This window comes from uncultured Roseibium sp., from assembly GCF_947496995.1.
Lineage (GTDB): Bacteria > Pseudomonadota > Alphaproteobacteria > Rhizobiales > Stappiaceae > Roseibium.
Genome location: NZ_CANMFD010000001.1, coordinates 1,205,158 through 1,222,098, shown reverse-complemented (window position 1 = coordinate 1,222,098; position 16,941 = coordinate 1,205,158). Strand labels below are relative to the sequence as shown.

The window sequence follows — 16,941 nt, the reverse complement described above, 5'->3', positions numbered from 1 at the left end:
ATCCACCTGCTTGCCGGTTTTTCACCTTGAAGCAGGAAAGCCGATCTATCCTGAAGTCCGGGAACATCCTGTGCGCTTTCACATGAACGCCGGATGCCCTGAGTGTACAAAGTCTGTTTTCTCATGTGCCTCTTAAGGCACGGTGCGTCAACAGAGCTTTTCAAATGTGGCAACACAGAGGACGCAGGCAAGGCCGGTCTCACGGAGTTTTTATCAGCTGGTCGGCTTTTGCCGCCTCATCGCGGCGTCAGGATGTCAGGCGGCCTGATCCGGATTGCGCGCGATCACCTGGGTGCCGAGCTTCTTCAAGGCCTGGCGCAGGCGGTCATTTTCCACCCCTTCCAGACGTTCTTCCAGGCGCTGTTCCTCGGTGCCGGTGAGGGAGCGAAGCTCCTTGCGGGGTTCGGGCGCCTTTACCGTGACCGGCTTTTGCAGGATCTTGATGCGGCCGATCGCGGCCCAGCCGAAAAACATGTTGATGCGCTCGATGACCTGCGCACTGTCGTGCGACAGAAGCAGCGCTGTCGCACCATCGGTATGGACGACCAGAGTGGCCGGGTCAGGTGGATTTTCCGGATCGCTGCGGTCCGGTCGGCGCGGCCAGATCAGCCTGTCCGGCTGGACCTTCGTGCCGTAGCGCTCGCCGACAATATCTCCCCAGGAGGCAATGATATCGACCGAGGCAAATCCGCGCTTCTTGCAGGCAGGCGTCATCGCCTTGCCGACGAGCTCGGCAAGCAGTTTCGCATCTCTCGACCTGCGCACCGGATTTGCCTTTGCAGCGCTTATGACCTACCTCCTCATCCAACCGGGACACGCCCGGCGGAAACCGCCTTTGCATCGGCCCGTATCAGGAATCGGGATGATGTGTCTCAATAAAATAAGACAAAATGACGACGAATACTTTCTCCAATCCGAACAGCAGGGTACCGAGACCAAAGTTTTCCCCAGGCTATCCAATGACTTGCCATATCATTTCACCAGACTTGTTCAGCTGATCTCATGCACTCTGCTTCTGCCTCGCAAATCCTTCTGACCTGGTACGACCGCCACGCAAGGCGCCTTCCCTGGCGCGTCAGCCCGCAGAACCGCGCGCTCGGCGAAGTCCCCGATCCCTACCGGATCTGGCTGTCGGAAGTCATGTTGCAACAGACGACCGTCGCGGCAGTGAAGGACTATTTCGAGAAATTCACAATGGCCTGGCCGACCGTTGAAGATCTCGCCGCCGCTCCGGAAGAAGACGTGATGAAAGCCTGGGCGGGTCTCGGATATTATTCGCGCGCGCGAAACCTGAAAAAATGCGCAGATGCCGTTGCGGCAGACTTTCAGGGACGCTTTCCCGATACCGAGGAAGACCTCCTGAAGCTTCCGGGCGTCGGTCCCTATACAGCCGCCGCCATCGCCACAATCGCCTTCGACAGACACGCAGCCGTGGTCGACGGCAATGTGGAGCGGGTGCTGTCGCGGTATTTCCGGATCGAGACACCGCTTCCGGATGCGAAACCGGAGATCAAGGCGCGGATGGCCGAGCTGACCCCGCAGGCCCGTCCCGGCGATTTCGCGCAGGCCGTCATGGATCTGGGGGCGACCCTGTGCACGCCGAGACGGCCGGCCTGTGCGCTCTGCCCGTGGATGACGGGATGCCAGGCTCACGCTTCCGGCGTGGCGGAGACCCTGCCCCGCAAGGCACCAAAGAAGCAGAAGCCGACCCGCTATGGCGCTGCCTTTGTCGCGGTCGACAAGAATACGGGTGCCGTGCTGCTGCGCCGCCGCCCGCCCAGTGGTCTTCTGGGCGGCATGACGGAGGTGCCCGGAACGGTCTGGTCGGAGGTCTTCGACCGGGAAGACGCAGCAACTGGTGCCCCTTTCCCCGCGGCGTGGACGCGGCGGACTGCCGAGGTCAAACACACGTTCACCCATTTCCATTTGCGGCTCGACGTCTTTCGCGCCGATCTGGAGGAATCGGGCGCGCCTGTCCTGAAAGACGCCTGGTGGTCGGAGCCGGAAACGCTTGACGGCGAAGCCCTGCCGACCGTGATGCGCAAGGTTCTCGCGCTGGCCCTGACCAGCGATCACGACCAGTCAGACTGATGCATGGCGGAATTCGCGTCGGAACCCGGTTTCAAGCTGCGCCCGGCCAAGGCAAACGATCCAGGGCCAAAATCCGATCGCCGTTGAAAATCGAAACAGTGTTTTTCCTCATCCAAGGCGGGCAGCTGCCCGTATCTCCCATACCACAGGCACTTGAACTGGAACTTCGAGAGAACCCGAAAAATGCATTTCCGGGAACGGTAGGGCTGTGTCTGTGTGAACCGAGTGGGAGTATGGAATGAAACTTATTCAGAAAATCGTCATGGCGTTGCTTGTCGTATTGCCCCTGTCCGCCGCCAAGGCCGCCGACAAGGACATTGTTGATACCGCGGTCGAGGCCGGCTCGTTCAACACGCTTGTAGCCGCTGTTCAGGCCGCCGGGCTCGTCGAAACCCTGAAGGGCGAAGGCCCTTTCACCGTGTTCGCACCGACCGATGAGGCGTTCGCCGCGCTGCCGGAGGGCACAGTCGAAGACCTGCTGAAACCCGAGAACAAGGACAAGCTGGTGGCGATACTCACCTACCATGTGGTCCCGGGCAAAGTGATGTCGGCCGACATCGCCGGCAAAAAGGCCTCCGTCGCCACAGTTCAGGGCAGCGAAATCTCCGTCGACGCGACGGACGGCGTAAAGGTAGACGGCGCGACCGTCGTCTCCGCTGATATCGAGGCCTCGAACGGCGTTATCCACGTGATTGACGCAGTCATCCTGCCGAAGACCTGAGGTTTTTCCGATATCCGTTGCCCGCGGCGCGGGTGATTGAAGATGGCGCGGTCCTTCGGGATCGCGCCATTTTTTTCAGTAGACGGGAAAACTCTTTTTATTGAATATGTTACGGCGCTCCGCCTCAGGAGCAAGGGGCGCCTCGACGGAGCCGCATTTCAGAAAAATCTTTTGCCTTATGACTGGACAAGAGCACTGAAATAACTCTAATGTGTTTTAGAACCATTCTAAATTACCGGCTTCCAGGAGAATTGCCATGAAGGGAAATCAAAAGGTTATCGATTGTCTGAACGAGGCCCTGTTTCTGGAACTCGGTGCAATCAACCAGTACTGGCTTCACTACCGCCTTTTGAGCGATTGGGGGTTTGCGCGTCTCGCCAAGAAGGAGCGCGAAGAATCCATCGAGGAGATGCAGCATGCAGACAAGCTGACCGACCGCATCATCTTCCTTGAAGGCCACCCGAACATGCAGAAGGTCGCGCCTCTGCGCATCGGCCAGAACATCAAGGAAGTGCTGGATTCGGACCTTGCCGGTGAATATGAAGCCCGCACGGCCTATTCCAAGTCCCGCGAGATCTGCCGCGAGGAAGGCGATTACGTCTCCATGAAGCTCTTCGAGGAACTGCTCTCGGATGAGGAAGGCCACATCGACTTTCTGGAAACCCAGCTTGAGTTGCTGGAAAACATCGGTGTCGAGCGTTACGGCCTGTTGAATGCCGCTCCGGCTGACGAAGCCGAGTAACAGCTTCTCTTTCAATGCCCAAATGGCCGCGGACAGCCCTTGCGTCCGCGGCCTTTTTTGTTTGGTCTTACTGGAACGCGGTTTCCGCGAAGCTCCTGAGCTTGCGTGAATGCAGGCGTTCCGCCGTCATGGCGCGCATCTTTTCCATGGCCCTGATGCCGATCTCCAGGTGCTGGGCGACCTGGCGCTTGTAGAAATCCGTTGCCATTCCCGGAAGCTTCAGTTCGCCGTGCAGCGGTTTGTCCGACACGCAGAGCAGCGTTCCGTAAGGCACGCGGAAGCGGAAACCGTTAGCGGCGATCGTGGCCGATTCCATGTCGAGCGCGATCGCCCTGGACTGTGAAAACCGTTTCACGAGTTCCGGCTGGTCCCAGAGTTCCCAGTTGCGGTTGTCGAGCGAAACCACCGTGCCGGTGCGCATCACGCGCTTGAGTTCATAGCCGTCGATGCCGGTCACCTCGGCGACCGCATCCTCCAGAGCCACCTGAACTTCGGCGAGCGGCGGGATCGGCACCCAGATGGGCAGGTCCTGGTTGAGCACGTTGTCGTCGCGCACATAGCCATGGGCAAGAACATAGTCGCCCAGCGTCTGGCTGTTGCGGAGCCCGGCGCAGTGGCCGAGCATCAGCCAGACATGCGGACGCAGAACCGCAATATGATCGGTGATCGTCTTGGCGTTCGACGGGCCAACACCGATGTTGACCATGGTGATGCCGCTGCCATCTGCGCGTTTCAGATGATAGGCCGGCATCTGCGGCAGTTTGGGAAGTTCGACGCCGCTGGCAGGCTCGCTACACCCGGCTTCGGTGATCAGGTTTCCGGGCGCGACAAATGCCTCGTAACCACTTTCCGGATCCGCCAGCATTTCCCCCGACAGACGGCAGAATTCGTCGATATAGAACTGGTAGTTGGTGAAGAGAACATAGTTCTGGAAGTGCTCCGCCCGGGTCGCCGTATAGTGCTGCAGCCGGTGCAGGGAATAATCGACCCGTGGTGCGGTGAACGACGCCAGAGGCATGATGCCATCGCTCGGCTCATAGGTTCCATTGGCGATGGAATCGTCCATCACCGTAAGATCCGGCAGATCGAAAATGTCGGCCAGCGGCCTGTCCAGATTGGCCGCCGCCGCGCCGCCTTCCACATGTGTGCCGTCGTAAAAGGCGAAATGCAGCGGGATCGGCATCTCGCTGTCACCGATGAGAACCGGCACCTCGTGGTTTTTCATGAGCAGCGACAACTGAGTCTGGAGATAATGCTTGAAGAGATCCGGCCGCGTGATCGTGGAGGCATGCCTGCCGGGCCTGGAGACGAAGCCGTAGGAAAGCCGGCTGTCGAGGCGGCTGTGACTGTCCGTCACCATCTGCACCTGCGGGTAAAAGGCGCGCACCTTGCCCTCGACCTCCTTGCCCTCGAGAAGATCGTGAAAATGGGACCGCAGGAAACCGGTGTTCGCCTCGAAAATCTCGATCAGCCGTTCCACCGCCTTGTCCGCATCGGTGAAGACTTCCAGCGGATGGCCGGGGGCAAAGCGGGTCCGGCGGGCTGCCGGCTGCATGTTCCGGCTGGTGGTATCGGACATGTACGGTCTCCTTATTGTTGTTTTTGGTTACAGTCCCGCCAAGTCTCACCCGGGTCAATAGATCGGACCGTAGATTTCGGAATTTTTTTCGAGCGGAGAAAAACTTTTCAGAACGTCGCCTGCGAACCGGCGGCAATGCCCTTTTCCGCAGGCAAGGATACCGATAATGTTCTTCATACTATCGTCAAGGAGCATCCCATGCATCGAACCATCGTGAAACTGGCGGTTGCCGCCGCCTCCCTGATCGGCGCAGGCCATGCCGCCTTTGCAGACACGCTGCCTGACCTGGGCGGGAAGGAAGTCGTGATCGCGTCGGAAAACACCTATCCGCCGCTGCAGTTCGTCGACCCGAAGACCGGTGCGGCCATCGGCTGGGAATACGATGCGGTCAAAGAAATCGCCAAGCGGCTGAACATGAAGGTGATCATCGAGAACACCAGCTGGGACGCGATGATCCCGGCCATTTCGGCTGGCGAATACGATGTTGCCATGAATGGCATCACTATTCGTGCCGACCGCGCGGAACAGGTCGCATTCTCCGATCCTTACATGCGCTCGGAAATGTACATGCTGGTGCGCGCCGATGAGAACCGCTTTACCGATGCCGGGGAGTTTGGCGCGAACGCCGATTTTCTGGCCGGCGCCCAGCCGGGCACCACGCCGTTTTACGTCACTGTCTATGAAGTGCTGGACGGTGACGAGGCCAATCCGCGCATCAAGCTGTTCGAGACCTTCGGCGCCGCCGTGCAGGCGCTCAAGTCCGGGGACGTCGACCTGGTGCTGACCGACAGCACCGGCGGCGAGGGATATGTCGCCACCAACCCAGACACGTTCAAGCTGATCGGCGAACCGATGGGATCGGAGGATTTCGGCTTCATCTTCCCCAAGGGCTCCGACCTCATCGCACCGTTCAACGCCGCGATCAAAAGCATGCGGGACGACGGCACACTGGATGCGCTCAATCAGAAATGGTTCTTCGAATACAAGACCGCCGAGTGATGGCCTGCTCCGGTGGAAGGTGTGCACGTTTTCAGTGACAATCGCACCTTCCAGCCAGCTCTCCGCGTTCTTGGTCGCCCCGGACGAACCGAGACGGAGATCCAGAACCGGTGATCCTGTGACTATCGCCTTGATGCCTTTGAATAATGGAGGCAATTCGGCGATCCGTTAGCTTGGCCGGGATACCGAGCAACAGGCGGTCCTTGTCAGCTTTTCGGTATCTTCCGATGGAGATTGCGCTTGATCCGGAACAGGACCGGCGCATTCCGGGATCACCGCCCGTTCCCCTCAAGCCCTCAGGTCAGAATCCATGTTCGGCAAAAAAAACCAGACGACTACTCCGGAACAGGACTTTCCCTACTGGCTTGTGGCCGCCGGCGGGCTTGCCGTCTTTCTGCTTTTCCAGATCGCGACCGACGAGATCTATTCGCAGGTCATGGCGACGGTCTCGCGCGGGATCGGCCTGACCGTCTTCGTGACCCTGACCGGTTTCTTCCTGGCTTCTGTTCTGGGGCTGCTCCTGGCGCTTGCCTCGCTCTCCGGCTCGATATTCCTGCGCCAGACGGCAAGGTTCTATGTCGAGATCGTACGCGGGCTGCCGATCCTGGTTTTGCTGCTTTATATCGCCTTCGTCGCAACGCCGCTGATCATCGCCGGCATCAACGCCGTTCTGGAGCCCCTGGGGCTGAATACGTTGCGCACCCGCGACTTCCCTTTGCTGTGGCGGGCGATCGCCGCCCTGACCATCGGATATTCGGCCTTTATCGCCGAAGTGTTCCGGGCGGGCATTCAGGCGGTCGACACCGGGCAGATCGAAGCGGCGAAGGCACTCGGCATGACCGGCTGGCAGCGGTTCCGGCTGATCGTCTTCCCGCAGGCGCTGAAGACAATCCTGCCGCCGCTCGGCAATGATTTCGTCGCCATGATCAAGGACAGTTCCCTCGTCTCCGTTCTGGGCGTTGCCGACATCACCCAGCTCGGCAAGATCTATGCGGCCGGGTCCTTCCGCTATTTCGAGACCTATAACGTGGTCGCGCTCATCTACCTGATGATGACCATCACCCTGTCGCTCGCCCTGCGCAAATTCGAGCGCACACGGGACGTTGGAGGCCGTTAGCACAAGCGGGCGGCACCTGGCGTGATCGGCTTGCCGGTGCGCAGCTTGTAACGTACTGTGAAGCTGGATCACTCCATGGTTGCAGCAGGAGAAGCGACATGCGCGTGATGATCGCGGCCTGGATCGTTGCATGCCTGATTTCCGTGCCGGTGCTTGCAGACGACACCGTGACCGCCTGCGGTCATGAGGACTACCCGCCCTGGAACTGGCGCAAGGATGGCAAGATCGTCGGCGTCTGCGCCGAAATCACCGACATCGTCTTCAGCCGCATGGAGCTCAAGGTCGACACGGACTACATCGGCCCCTGGAGCCGCTGCCAGAAATACGTCGAAAGCGGCAAGATCGACGTCAACATCTGCGCCTTCGTGAACGACGCGCGGCAAGAATACTCGACCTTCACCCGAAATCCGATGGGCATCAACGAAATCTCCGTGTTCGTGCCCAGGGGCTCTGAATTCGAATTCGACACCCTTGAAGACCTGGCCGGAAAACGCGCCATCATGCTCAACGGTGTCAGTATCGGGCAGAAGAATGACGCCTTTCTGGAGGCCAACACCACCCTTCAAAGACTGGACAGCCGGTTGCAGGCTTTCCGGTTTCTGGATGCCGGACGGGCGGATTTTCTGGTGACCGGCAAACAGATCGGCGTGCTGCAACGCGATCTGCATGGCTATGAGGACAGGATATCCGTCCTACCCAAGCCGCTCACGCGCGGTCTCCTGCATATTTCCATATCGAACAGGTCCGCCTATCTCGAACATCTGGAAGAAATAGACGAGATACTCGCCGAACCTGGATATCTCGCCATGGTCGACGGACTTCTGGACAAATACAACCGGATCTATCTGGAGCAACACCGGCTGGATTAGGGTGTGGACTCATAAAATTATGCTTTCAGGTCGTTCAGAAAATGATTTGCGCCAAGGCGCAAGATCGCAGGAAACCTTTCTGGTTTTCAAGATTTTGCAACGCTGGAGACAGTCGCTTTCTGAACGATCCGAAGGACATCAATCCGGCTGCGAAGAGCCGCGTCAAAGCCTTTGCCCCATGCACCAGCATGGCTCTTCAGGCTTTTCCTTGCTCTTCTTTGTCGGATTGATGCCTGAATGTACAATTTTATGGGTCCACACCCTAGGGGCTCGCGCCCGACGTGAAGACGACACGATCCGGTTCAAGGCTCCCGAAGCGGCACCAACGGGCAAATCACCCTACGTTTCACGCAAAGGCAGCGTTTCATCCGCTCCGGTGACGTGGTTAATGCCGTTATCGGTGAAAATGTCATTGGGAATGCCGCTGTGTCGAAAAAAAACCGGAGGGCGATTCAGCCAATCTTTAACGAATGAAAGACAACCTCCGGTCGTGCATACATTGAAATCAGCAGAATTCCGGCGTTTTCGGCCGACAGCGGCCGTTAACCTCTCATTCAACTTTTACTATTGTAAACAAACCATTGATTCAACGGGAATTTTTGTTCCAGTCGCTTAACACCTGATTTACCAAAACCGGTAACCATGACGCTCTAAATTGCGTGAGGTAATGCGTCGCAATGAGTGTACTGCGTACCGGGGTGTCCTTCGCGGCACCCCACCAATCAGATCAGCCGGAGGCAAGCGCTTCCTGGCTCAATACGATCCTCAAGGGCGACTGCGTGTCCGCCCTTGAAAAGCTGCCGTCCCGGTCGGTCGACCTGGTCTTTGCGGATCCGCCCTATAATCTCCAGCTGGGCGGCGATCTGCACAGACCCGACCAGTCGAAGGTGGATGCCTGCGACGATCACTGGGATCAGTTCGACAGCTTTCAGGCCTATGACGCCTTCACCCGCGCCTGGCTGCTTGCCGTGCGCCGGGTGATGAAGCCGGACGGCTCGCTGTATGTGATCGGCTCCTATCACAACATCTTCCGGGTCGGAGCGATGCTTCAGGATCTCGGCTTCTGGATCATGAATGACATCGTCTGGCTGAAGTCCAACCCGATGCCGAACTTTCGCGGCAAGCGGTTCACCAATGCCCATGAGACGATGATCTGGGCTGTGAAATCCAAGAATGCCAAGCCGACCTTCAATTACGACGCGCTGAAGACCTTCAACGAGGATCTGCAGATGCGCTCCGACTGGCACCTGCCGCTGTGCACAGGTTCAGAACGGCTGAAGGACAAGGCGGGCCAGAAGGTGCATCCGACCCAGAAACCGGAAGCCCTGCTTTACCGTGTCCTGACCGCCTCCTCCAAGCCGGGAGATGTCGTGCTCGACCCGTTCTTCGGCACCGGCACCACGGGCGCTGTCGCCAAGAAACTCGGCCGCAATTATGTCGGTGTGGAGCGCGAGCAGGACTATATCGACGCCGCCACCGCCCGCATCAAGGCGATCGAGCCGGGCGATGCGGAAGCACTGGAGATGCAGCAGGGCAAACGCGCCCTGAAGCGCATTCCCTTCGGCACCCTTCTGGAAAGCGGCCTGCTGGCACCGGGGACGGAACTGAGCTGTTCCAGGGGCAAACATCTTGCCATCGTCCGGGCGGACGGCTCGCTCAAATCGGGCGACCACACCGGTTCGATCCACAAGGTCGGAGCTCTGGTCCAGGGCCAGGAAGCCTGCAACGGCTGGACCTTCTGGCACACCCAGGACGGTCCGACAAAATCGCCTATCGACGAACTCCGCAAGGAAGTCAGATCCCGCCTGCAGGCATAAGCAGGCTTACAAGCAGAAACGACCTTCGCGTTCCCCGCGATTAACTGAGCCCCGTCTCCCAGAAAAGGAGGCGGGGATTTTCTTTGTGCGGTCGGTCCGTCACAAGAAGCAAGCTGACGGCGCGCACGAATTTTCCGCAAGGAGTCCCGGAACTGAGACACATCGCAGGACCGTTCGACGCGGTGGCTTGAACATGCCGCTCATCCGCTGCACTCTGGCCTTTCCTTGAAGCGTTCTCGGGAGGAGCGTCGAAGGACACGCGCCGGACTTTTCGGCTGTGCACTTTGATCGTTGATCGCAGACATGAAAGAACACGTGGAAACCGTCTTCCGAACCGTGGAATCGAGTTCGGCACCTGCCGTTTCGCAGATTGCCGCGTCATGGCGCAGGTCCATCGAGCGGCATGGCCTGCATCCTGGCGAAGAAAGTGCCCCGGATCGTCTCGATGCGCCCGAACTGCGCCAGCGCCGTGACAGAACCGGCTCGCTGCTGCAGATTGCGGCACCGAAACTGGACCAGCTGTTCGGGCTTGTCGGACAGTCGGGCTGCGCCGTCGTTCTGACCGACGCCGATGGCATCGTGCTCGACCAGCGCTGCAGTGACGCGGACGAAGGCGAATTCCAGACCTGGGGACTTGCGGTCGGGGCGGACTGGAGCGAGGCTGCAGTCGGCACCAATGGTGTCGGCACCTGCATTGCCGAACAGCGTAACGTCATCATCCACCAGAGCGAACACTTCCTTGCACGCAACGCCGGTCTCAGCTGCATGGACGCGCCGATCTTCGGCCCCGACGGACATCTCGCCGGCGCGCTCGACGTCTCGTCGGCAAGATCCGACCAGACGGAAGCCTTCAACCGTCTGATCGCGGCCATGGTCACCCAAACTGCGCGCCAGATCGAAATCGATGCCTTCCGCGCCGCCTTTTCCGGCAGTCGTATCGTCTTCGCCGACAAGGACGCCACCGACTCGGCCATGCTGCTCGCGGTCGACGGCGATGACATCGTGCAAGGAGCGACGCGCGCCGCCCGCAAGGCTTTCGGGCTGAACGCCTTTGGCCGGGTCGCTCCGCTTCCGGCCTCGGACCTGCTCGGACGCGAGGACGGTCCAACCGGTTTCGAGAAGGCAGAACGGGCAGCGGTGATGCGGGCGCTCTCCCGGGCAAGGGGTAACGTGTCCGAGGCCGCGCGCGCACTGGGTATCGGCCGGGCCACCCTCTACCGGCGCATGAAGCGGCTCGGGATCGGCGGAAACTGATCCGGACCTGTCTCATGCCTGAGACACCTCCTCCTAGTCACCGCCTCCCCCCATCTGTGCACAAGGCCAAGGCTTCGGCAAAGTCCCCTCATTCCCGGTGGAGGATCGGGAAACACGAGGAGGATATTCATGAACCAGATGCCCAGGATTGCGGTCGACAACGTGTCGCCCTTCAATGCGAAATACGACAATTTCATCGGCGGCAAGTTCGTCGCTCCGGTGAACGGCCGCTATTTTTCCAACATAACGCCGATTTCCGGCCAGCCCGTCTGTGACGTCGCCCGCTCTGACGCGGCGGACGTGGAACTGGCACTCGACGCTGCACATGCGGCAAAATCCGGCTGGAGCGGGACCCCGGCAGCGGAACGCGCCAACGTCCTGCTGAAAATCGCCGACCGCATGGAAGAAAACCTGGATCTTCTGGCCAAGGCCGAAACCTGGGACAACGGCAAGCCGATCCGTGAGACAACCGCGGCGGATATCCCGCTTTCGGTCGATCACTTCCGCTATTTCGCCGGTGTTCTGCGCGGCCAGGAAGGATCCATGTCGGAGATCGACGCCGATACGATCGCCTATCACTTCCAGGAACCGCTCGGAGTGGTCGGTCAGATCATTCCGTGGAACTTCTCCATCCTGATGGCCGCCTGGAAACTGGCTCCGGCGCTTGCCGCCGGCAACTGCGTCGTGCTCAAGCCTGCAGAACAGACGCCAGCGGCGATCATGGTGCTGGCCGAACTGATCGGCGACCTTCTTCCGGACGGTGTGCTCAACATCGTCAATGGCTATGGCGCCGAGGTCGGCGCACCGCTGGCGAAATCTTCCCGTATTGCCAAGATCGCCTTCACCGGTTCCACCCAGACCGGCAAGATGATCATGCAATACGCCACCGAGAACCTGATCCCGGTGACGCTGGAACTCGGCGGCAAGTCACCGAACATCTTCTTTTCCGACGTGATGCGCGAGGACGATGCGTTTCTGGACAAGGCCATCGAAGGCTTCGTGCTGTTCGCCTTCAATCAGGGTGAAGTGTGCACCTGCCCGAGCCGTGCGCTGATCCAGGAGGACATCTACGAGGCCTTCATCGAGCGGGCCATCGCGCGCGTGAAAGCGATCAAGCAGGGCGACCCGCGCCTGCTCGACACCATGGTTGGTGCCCAGGCGAGCCGGGAACAGCAGGACAAGATCCTGTCCTATCTGACCATCGGCGTCGAGGAAGGCGCCGAGGTTCTGTGCGGCGGCAGCGAAGCCAAATTCGACGGCGATCTGGAGGGCGGGTTCTACATCCAGCCCACCATCCTGAAGGGCCACAACAAAATGCGCGTGTTCCAGGAGGAAATCTTCGGACCGGTCGTGTCGGTCACCACCTTCAAGGACGAGGCCGAAGCACTCGCCATCGCCAACGACACCATGTACGGCCTGGGTGCCGGCGTGTGGTCGCGCGACGCGAATACCTGCTACCGCTTCGGCCGCGCCATCGAAGCCGGCCGGGTCTGGGTCAACAACTACCACGCCTACCCGGCTCATGCCGCCTTCGGCGGCTACAAGCAGTCGGGCATCGGCAGGGAAAACCACAAGATGATGCTGGACCACTATCAGCAGACCAAGAACATGCTGGTCAGCTACAACCCGAACAAACTCGGGTTTTTCTGACAGCGTTTCGCGCTGTCCGGCTTTGCATCGTGAACATGGCGGGGCAGTCCTGAGAAGGGCTGCCCCGTTTTTCCGTTCGCCTCACGCAAACCCCACCAGCGCCTTGCGTCGTTTTCCGACAGAGACCGACAGCCTGTCATTGGCCTGAAGGTCGCCAATGGCGATGCGGCGGCGGGGATCGTCGACGATCCTGTTGTTGAGGCGTACACCGCCGCCTTCCACCAGACGGCGGGCCTCCCCGTTGGAGGCCGCAAAACCGACAGAGACGACAACTTCCAGCAATCCCAGTCCTTCGGCCAGCGAGGCCAGCGGCAACTTGTGAGAGGGCTCCAGGATCTCGCCTTCGCCGGCGAACAACGCATCGCCCTGCTGCAGAGCAGCGCGGGCTTCTTCCGGCCCGTGGACGATAGCCGTAACCTGGGTCGCGAGGATCTTCTTGGCCTCGTTCAGTTCGGCTCCCTGCAGCGCCGAAAGACGGTCGATCTCGCTCATCGGCAGCTCTGTGAACAGCCGCAGGAACCTGCCGACATCGGCATCGGCCGTGTTGCGCCAGAACTGCCAGAAGCCGAAAGGCGACAGGTGTTCAGGGTGCAGCCAGACGGCGCCGGCGGCCGTCTTGCCCATCTTTGCACCGCTCGCGGTGGTCAGGAGCGGCACGGTGAGGCCGTGAAGCTTGCGCCCGTCGCGGCGGCCAAGCTCGACGCCATTGACGATATTGCCCCACTGGTCCGATCCGCCGACCTGCAGGACACAGTCATGACGCTTGGCGAGTTCCAGGAAATCGACGGCCTGCAGCATCATGTAGCAGAATTCCAGCACGGTCAGCGGCATCTGCGCATCGAGGCGCGACTTGACGCTGTCGAAGGTCATCATCCGGTTGACGGTGAAGCGGGAGCCGTAGTCACGCAGGAATTCCAGGAAGCGGAACTCGTTCAGCCACTCGGCATTGTCGACCAGCATCGCGCCATCGGGCCCTTCCATGTCGACGAGACGCTCCACGGACCGGCGGATCGTGGCGATATTCGCTGCGATCTGCCGCTCTTCCAGCATGGGCCGGGCGTCTTTGCGGAAGCTCGGATCGCCGATCAGGCTGGTGCCGCCGCCCATCACGACGATCGGCCGGTGGCCCAGCTTCTGCAGCCAGCGCATGGTCATCAGCGGCATCAGGTGGCCGACATGCAGGCTGGCCGCCGTCGCGTCGAAACCGGCATAGGCGGTCAGCGGTCCTTCGGAAAGCGTGCGGTCGAGCGCTTCGAGGTCCGTGCACTGGTGCACGAGCCCGCGCTCCAGAAGTACGGCGAGCGCTTCCGATTTTAATCTGGTCGCCGGCTTGCCGGCTTCGATCATGTGGCTGGTCATTTTCGGTGTCCTGGGTTTCCCGCCAGGAAGCCAGGGTCCTGAAAACCAAAAAGCCGCCTGACGCGGCGGCTTTTGAGGTTTCAAGAGGTGAACAAGATCCTACGCAGCCGCCGGTATGTCGGTGACGTAATAAAAATACACAAAGGCTGCGCTCATCTTGGTCATGGGATTTTAAATGCGCGACAGCGGGCATGATGTCAAGCCTGTTTCGGCGGGTGTCCGGTTACCCGGTGCCCGGCTTCTGGATTGTTCGTTGGCGATTGGGTCATTCTGTGAGGGGCTTCCACACTGCCCGAGGAGGCTTGCGATAGGCGACCGTGCCGGGATCGGGTGCCGCGAAGCGGAGACCCGGGGCCTACTCGCGGTGCCGCTTGCTGAAAAAGGGAGGCACGAGAGGTTCTGCAGAAGTATTTTACATCGACGGCTGCGACACACTCCGGGCCTGCGCACCGTATTGTTTGTCCCGGGGGCGGTGTGGGAAGCGGCCTCGGCGATTCCCAACAGAGGCTCTGCGAACGAGTGGGCCCCGGCTCAGCGCTACGCTTGGCCGGGGTGACAGCCGAGGAGGGTATTCAGCTTCTCAGTTCACTTGACAGAGTTGATGACGCTCAGGCGAATATGACCCCTGCCGCATCAAGCTGGCTTTTCAGGGGCGGCCATTTTTGCGGCGTGCTGCTCAGCGTCGCCGCTTCGCGGATCTCCACCCGATACCCCCGGGCAAGCGCGCCCTTGGCAGTGAGCTGAACACAATGGCAGGCATCCAGGCCAATCAGGATCAGACGGCCGACGCGCTTCCTGTCAAGCCAGGCTTCGAAATCGCGACTGGAGAAGGTATCGCCGATGGATTTTTCGAAGACTGGCGCATCACCGACATCGAGTGTCCTGTCGAGCCTCAGGCCCTCCCGCCCCGGCGTACCTATGCCACCGGCCGTCAGTTTCATGGCCGCAATGACCAGCCAGTCCCGAAAAATGTTCTTCACGAAAACCACTTCATGGCCTTCGGCGCGGGCGGCTTCTATCTCCCGGTGGACCTCGGCAAGAGCCGCGTCGCGAAGAGCCGGATCAAAGCCGTTCCTGCCGGAGTTGCGGGTGAAGTCCTCCTGAATGTCGATCACGACCAGCGCCCGGTTCGGACGGGCCTGCCTGTCGATGTCAGCGCCTTTTGTCGGCGTTCCCAGTTTGCGCAGGCAATACCCGATATAAAGCAGCAGGCAGATCAGGCCTGATGCGGCGATGGTCACTGCAATCCAGTAGACGGACATGGGTTTACTCCAGCGCTCTTGGAAGATCCGGGTTGTCCTCGAATTCCGCAAAATGATCGAGCATCGCGCAGAGCACACGCTGCGCGGAGCGAAGATCTTCTTCCGCGAACAAGCCGCTGACCGCGTCGATCTCGTCATTCTCGCGTGCGCGGATCTCCCCGAAGCCGGCCTGACCGGCCTCGGTGATCGCGAACAGGGGCGAACGCTTGTGGGCAGGATTGGCTTTGCGGTGAACCATTCCCTTTTTTTCCAGCTCGTTGACCATCAACTGAACCTGCTGACGGGCCAAGAACAGCACGCGCCCCAGATCCGGAACCGATATCGGACCGGCATCCTGCAACACTTCCAGGACGGCGCGCATGCCGACCGTGATACCCGTGCCGTCCAGTTTCGCCTCGACCGCCCGGGCAAGACGCCTGTGGACCGGCCGGATCAGGCGGATGATTTCATAAAGTTCAACTGACTTGCTCATGACACTACTTTGACAATTTAGTTGTCAATATGGCATTAGCAATGTCAACTGTCCAGCATTTCTCACCGGTCACGTTTCAAGAAATTTGAAAGGCAATCGGGCAGTTATATCTGGCGATCGAGGATGCTTGAGGTGGTTTTCCAAGGTGCGGTGTGGAATACATCACCGGAACTCGCCACCCAGGCTTTGCAGGGCGGAATCCGAGGTCCCGGCTCAAGGCCGGGACAGCATTGTGGATGAGGTTTTACCAGGCCGCAACGGCCTCAGGACAGGCCCAGATCGTGCTCGCCGCGATCCAGGATAAGAGGCACGATCATGTCCTCCTCGTCGTCCAGGTGGCGCATCAGGCCCGTGAGCAGCTTGTCGCTGACGGCGGCGTAGTCGTCCGCCGCCCGGCGGATACCGTCCCGACCACCCTGCTGCAATCGGCCGAGAAATGTGTTGGCGCTGCCAATGACGGTCTCGATACGGTGGTGGATCAGCTCGTGGTCGCCTTCCAGAAGCTCGAAACCGGCGACCAGCCGTTTTTCCGCTTCCATGAAGACGGGGAAATAGTGTTCATCCTCGATCATGTGATGATGATGCAGTTCGGAAAGGAACTGTTGCAAGCGCGGCGCGAACAAGCCACCGAACTGCTTCGCCGCGACCCGCTCCTCGCGGAAATCGTCGAGCAGCGTGTCGAGCGTCCGGCCAAGCTGGCGAAACCCGTTGTGGCGCGCCAGCCAGAATTCGGTCAACGGGCCAAGGTTCCGGTGCGCGGCCCAGTCCACCCGGGGATGTTCCTTGAGGAGATACAGCCACTCCTCAGGCAGTCCGGTCCGCTGGTCCAGATGCGTCGGGTCGGTCATGGTTTTCCTTCGCTTTGCCAGACGTCTTGCCAGCAGTCCTTATAGCCGGAATCCGTCTGACTTTAAGGAAACAGTGTGTTCAGCAACAATTCCGGACTATCCGTCCTCACGCCTTCCCTTTCCGGCGGAAGCACGCGGCAAGACCGATTGCAGCGTCATTC

Annotated in this window: 16 protein-coding genes; 10 read left to right on the top strand and 6 right to left on the bottom strand. The window is 60.0% G+C overall.

Annotated features, from left to right (window positions below):
• Nucleotides 1-255 precede the first annotated feature (255 nt).
• Nucleotides 256-765, bottom strand: a complete 510-nt coding sequence (locus Q1B40_RS05510) for a DUF721 domain-containing protein (protein ID WP_299811154.1) — start codon at nt 763-765, stop codon at nt 256-258.
• Between the two features lie 237 nt (nt 766-1,002).
• On the opposite strand from Q1B40_RS05510, the gene mutY reads away from it, so the two are divergent.
• The 3 genes from mutY (at nt 1,003) to bfr (ending at nt 3,554) form a co-directional block, all read left to right on the top strand.
• A complete protein-coding gene (mutY, locus tag Q1B40_RS05505; protein ID WP_299811152.1) occupies nt 1,003-2,091 on the top strand; it encodes an A/G-specific adenine glycosylase in 1,089 nt (362 codons plus the stop codon).
• A 238-nt stretch (nt 2,092-2,329) separates the two neighbouring features.
• Complete coding sequence (locus tag Q1B40_RS05500) at nt 2,330-2,812, top strand: fasciclin domain-containing protein (protein WP_299811150.1); 483 nt, start codon at nt 2,330-2,332, stop codon at nt 2,810-2,812.
• Between the two features lie 256 nt (nt 2,813-3,068).
• Nucleotides 3,069-3,554: a bacterioferritin gene (bfr, locus tag Q1B40_RS05495; protein ID WP_299811148.1), complete on the top strand. Its 486-nt coding sequence runs from the start codon at nt 3,069-3,071 to the stop codon at nt 3,552-3,554.
• A 67-nt stretch (nt 3,555-3,621) separates the two neighbouring features.
• Here the strand turns inward: bfr and Q1B40_RS05490 are convergent, their stop codons facing one another.
• On the bottom strand, nt 3,622-5,109 hold the full coding sequence (locus Q1B40_RS05490) for an AMP nucleosidase (protein WP_299812547.1): 1,488 nt from the start codon (nt 5,107-5,109) through the stop codon (nt 3,622-3,624).
• A gap of 222 nt (nt 5,110-5,331) precedes the next feature.
• On the opposite strand from Q1B40_RS05490, the gene Q1B40_RS05485 reads away from it, so the two are divergent.
• The 7 genes from Q1B40_RS05485 to adh all read left to right on the top strand — a co-directional run bounded on the left by Q1B40_RS05485 (nt 5,332) and on the right by adh (nt 12,839).
• On the top strand, nt 5,332-6,132 hold the full coding sequence (locus Q1B40_RS05485; protein WP_299811146.1) for a transporter substrate-binding domain-containing protein: 801 nt from the start codon (nt 5,332-5,334) through the stop codon (nt 6,130-6,132).
• A 310-nt stretch (nt 6,133-6,442) separates the two neighbouring features.
• Nucleotides 6,443-7,249, top strand: a complete 807-nt coding sequence (locus tag Q1B40_RS05480; RefSeq protein WP_299811144.1) for an amino acid ABC transporter permease — start codon at nt 6,443-6,445, stop codon at nt 7,247-7,249.
• A gap of 98 nt (nt 7,250-7,347) precedes the next feature.
• On the top strand, nt 7,348-8,118 hold the full coding sequence (locus tag Q1B40_RS05475; protein ID WP_299811142.1) for an ABC transporter substrate-binding protein: 771 nt from the start codon (nt 7,348-7,350) through the stop codon (nt 8,116-8,118).
• 19 nt (nt 8,119-8,137) lie between these two features.
• A complete protein-coding gene (locus Q1B40_RS05470; protein WP_299811140.1) occupies nt 8,138-8,734 on the top strand; it encodes a hypothetical protein in 597 nt (198 codons plus the stop codon).
• Nucleotides 8,735-8,795: 61 nt separating this feature from the next.
• Nucleotides 8,796-9,935, top strand: coding sequence for a site-specific DNA-methyltransferase (locus Q1B40_RS05465; RefSeq protein WP_299811137.1), 1,140 nt, complete (start codon nt 8,796-8,798; stop codon nt 9,933-9,935).
• A gap of 294 nt (nt 9,936-10,229) precedes the next feature.
• On the top strand, nt 10,230-11,189 hold the full coding sequence (locus Q1B40_RS05460) for a GAF domain-containing protein (RefSeq protein ID WP_299812545.1): 960 nt from the start codon (nt 10,230-10,232) through the stop codon (nt 11,187-11,189).
• 129 nt (nt 11,190-11,318) lie between these two features.
• Nucleotides 11,319-12,839 (top strand): aldehyde dehydrogenase, encoded by a 1,521-nt coding sequence (gene adh / locus Q1B40_RS05455; RefSeq protein ID WP_299811135.1) that lies wholly within the window; start codon nt 11,319-11,321, stop codon nt 12,837-12,839.
• A gap of 81 nt (nt 12,840-12,920) precedes the next feature.
• On the opposite strand, the gene tyrS is transcribed toward adh, so the two are convergent.
• From tyrS to Q1B40_RS05435, 4 genes are all read right to left on the bottom strand, one after another.
• Complete coding sequence (gene tyrS, locus Q1B40_RS05450) at nt 12,921-14,198, bottom strand: tyrosine--tRNA ligase (protein ID WP_299811133.1); 1,278 nt, start codon at nt 14,196-14,198, stop codon at nt 12,921-12,923.
• Between the two features lie 608 nt (nt 14,199-14,806).
• Nucleotides 14,807-15,460, bottom strand: coding sequence for a cysteine hydrolase (locus Q1B40_RS05445; protein ID WP_299811132.1), 654 nt, complete (start codon nt 15,458-15,460; stop codon nt 14,807-14,809).
• A gap of 4 nt (nt 15,461-15,464) precedes the next feature.
• Nucleotides 15,465-15,932, bottom strand: coding sequence for a MarR family winged helix-turn-helix transcriptional regulator (locus Q1B40_RS05440; protein WP_299811130.1), 468 nt, complete (start codon nt 15,930-15,932; stop codon nt 15,465-15,467).
• A gap of 263 nt (nt 15,933-16,195) precedes the next feature.
• Nucleotides 16,196-16,780, bottom strand: coding sequence for a hemerythrin domain-containing protein (locus tag Q1B40_RS05435; RefSeq protein WP_299811127.1), 585 nt, complete (start codon nt 16,778-16,780; stop codon nt 16,196-16,198).
• Nucleotides 16,781-16,941 lie beyond the last annotated feature (161 nt).

Coding starts and splice junctions, on each gene's coding strand:
- Q1B40_RS05440 (WP_299811130.1), bottom strand. CDS start 15,932: ATGAGCAAGTCAGTTGAACTTTATGAAATCATCCGCCTGATCCGGCCG.
- Q1B40_RS05475 (WP_299811142.1), top strand. CDS start 7,348: ATGCGCGTGATGATCGCGGCCTGGATCGTTGCATGCCTGATTTCCGTG.
- Q1B40_RS05445 (WP_299811132.1), bottom strand. CDS start 15,460: ATGTCCGTCTACTGGATTGCAGTGACCATCGCCGCATCAGGCCTGATC.
- Q1B40_RS05490 (WP_299812547.1), bottom strand. CDS start 5,109: ATGCAGCCGGCAGCCCGCCGGACCCGCTTTGCCCCCGGCCATCCGCTG.
- Q1B40_RS05500 (WP_299811150.1), top strand. CDS start 2,330: ATGAAACTTATTCAGAAAATCGTCATGGCGTTGCTTGTCGTATTGCCC.
- tyrS (WP_299811133.1), bottom strand. CDS start 14,198: ATGACCAGCCACATGATCGAAGCCGGCAAGCCGGCGACCAGATTAAAA.
- bfr (WP_299811148.1), top strand. CDS start 3,069: ATGAAGGGAAATCAAAAGGTTATCGATTGTCTGAACGAGGCCCTGTTT.
- Q1B40_RS05485 (WP_299811146.1), top strand. CDS start 5,332: ATGCATCGAACCATCGTGAAACTGGCGGTTGCCGCCGCCTCCCTGATC.
- Q1B40_RS05470 (WP_299811140.1), top strand. CDS start 8,138: ATGCTTTCAGGTCGTTCAGAAAATGATTTGCGCCAAGGCGCAAGATCG.
- Q1B40_RS05465 (WP_299811137.1), top strand. CDS start 8,796: ATGAGTGTACTGCGTACCGGGGTGTCCTTCGCGGCACCCCACCAATCA.
- Q1B40_RS05435 (WP_299811127.1), bottom strand. CDS start 16,780: ATGACCGACCCGACGCATCTGGACCAGCGGACCGGACTGCCTGAGGAG.
- adh (WP_299811135.1), top strand. CDS start 11,319: ATGAACCAGATGCCCAGGATTGCGGTCGACAACGTGTCGCCCTTCAAT.
- mutY (WP_299811152.1), top strand. CDS start 1,003: ATGCACTCTGCTTCTGCCTCGCAAATCCTTCTGACCTGGTACGACCGC.
- Q1B40_RS05480 (WP_299811144.1), top strand. CDS start 6,443: ATGTTCGGCAAAAAAAACCAGACGACTACTCCGGAACAGGACTTTCCC.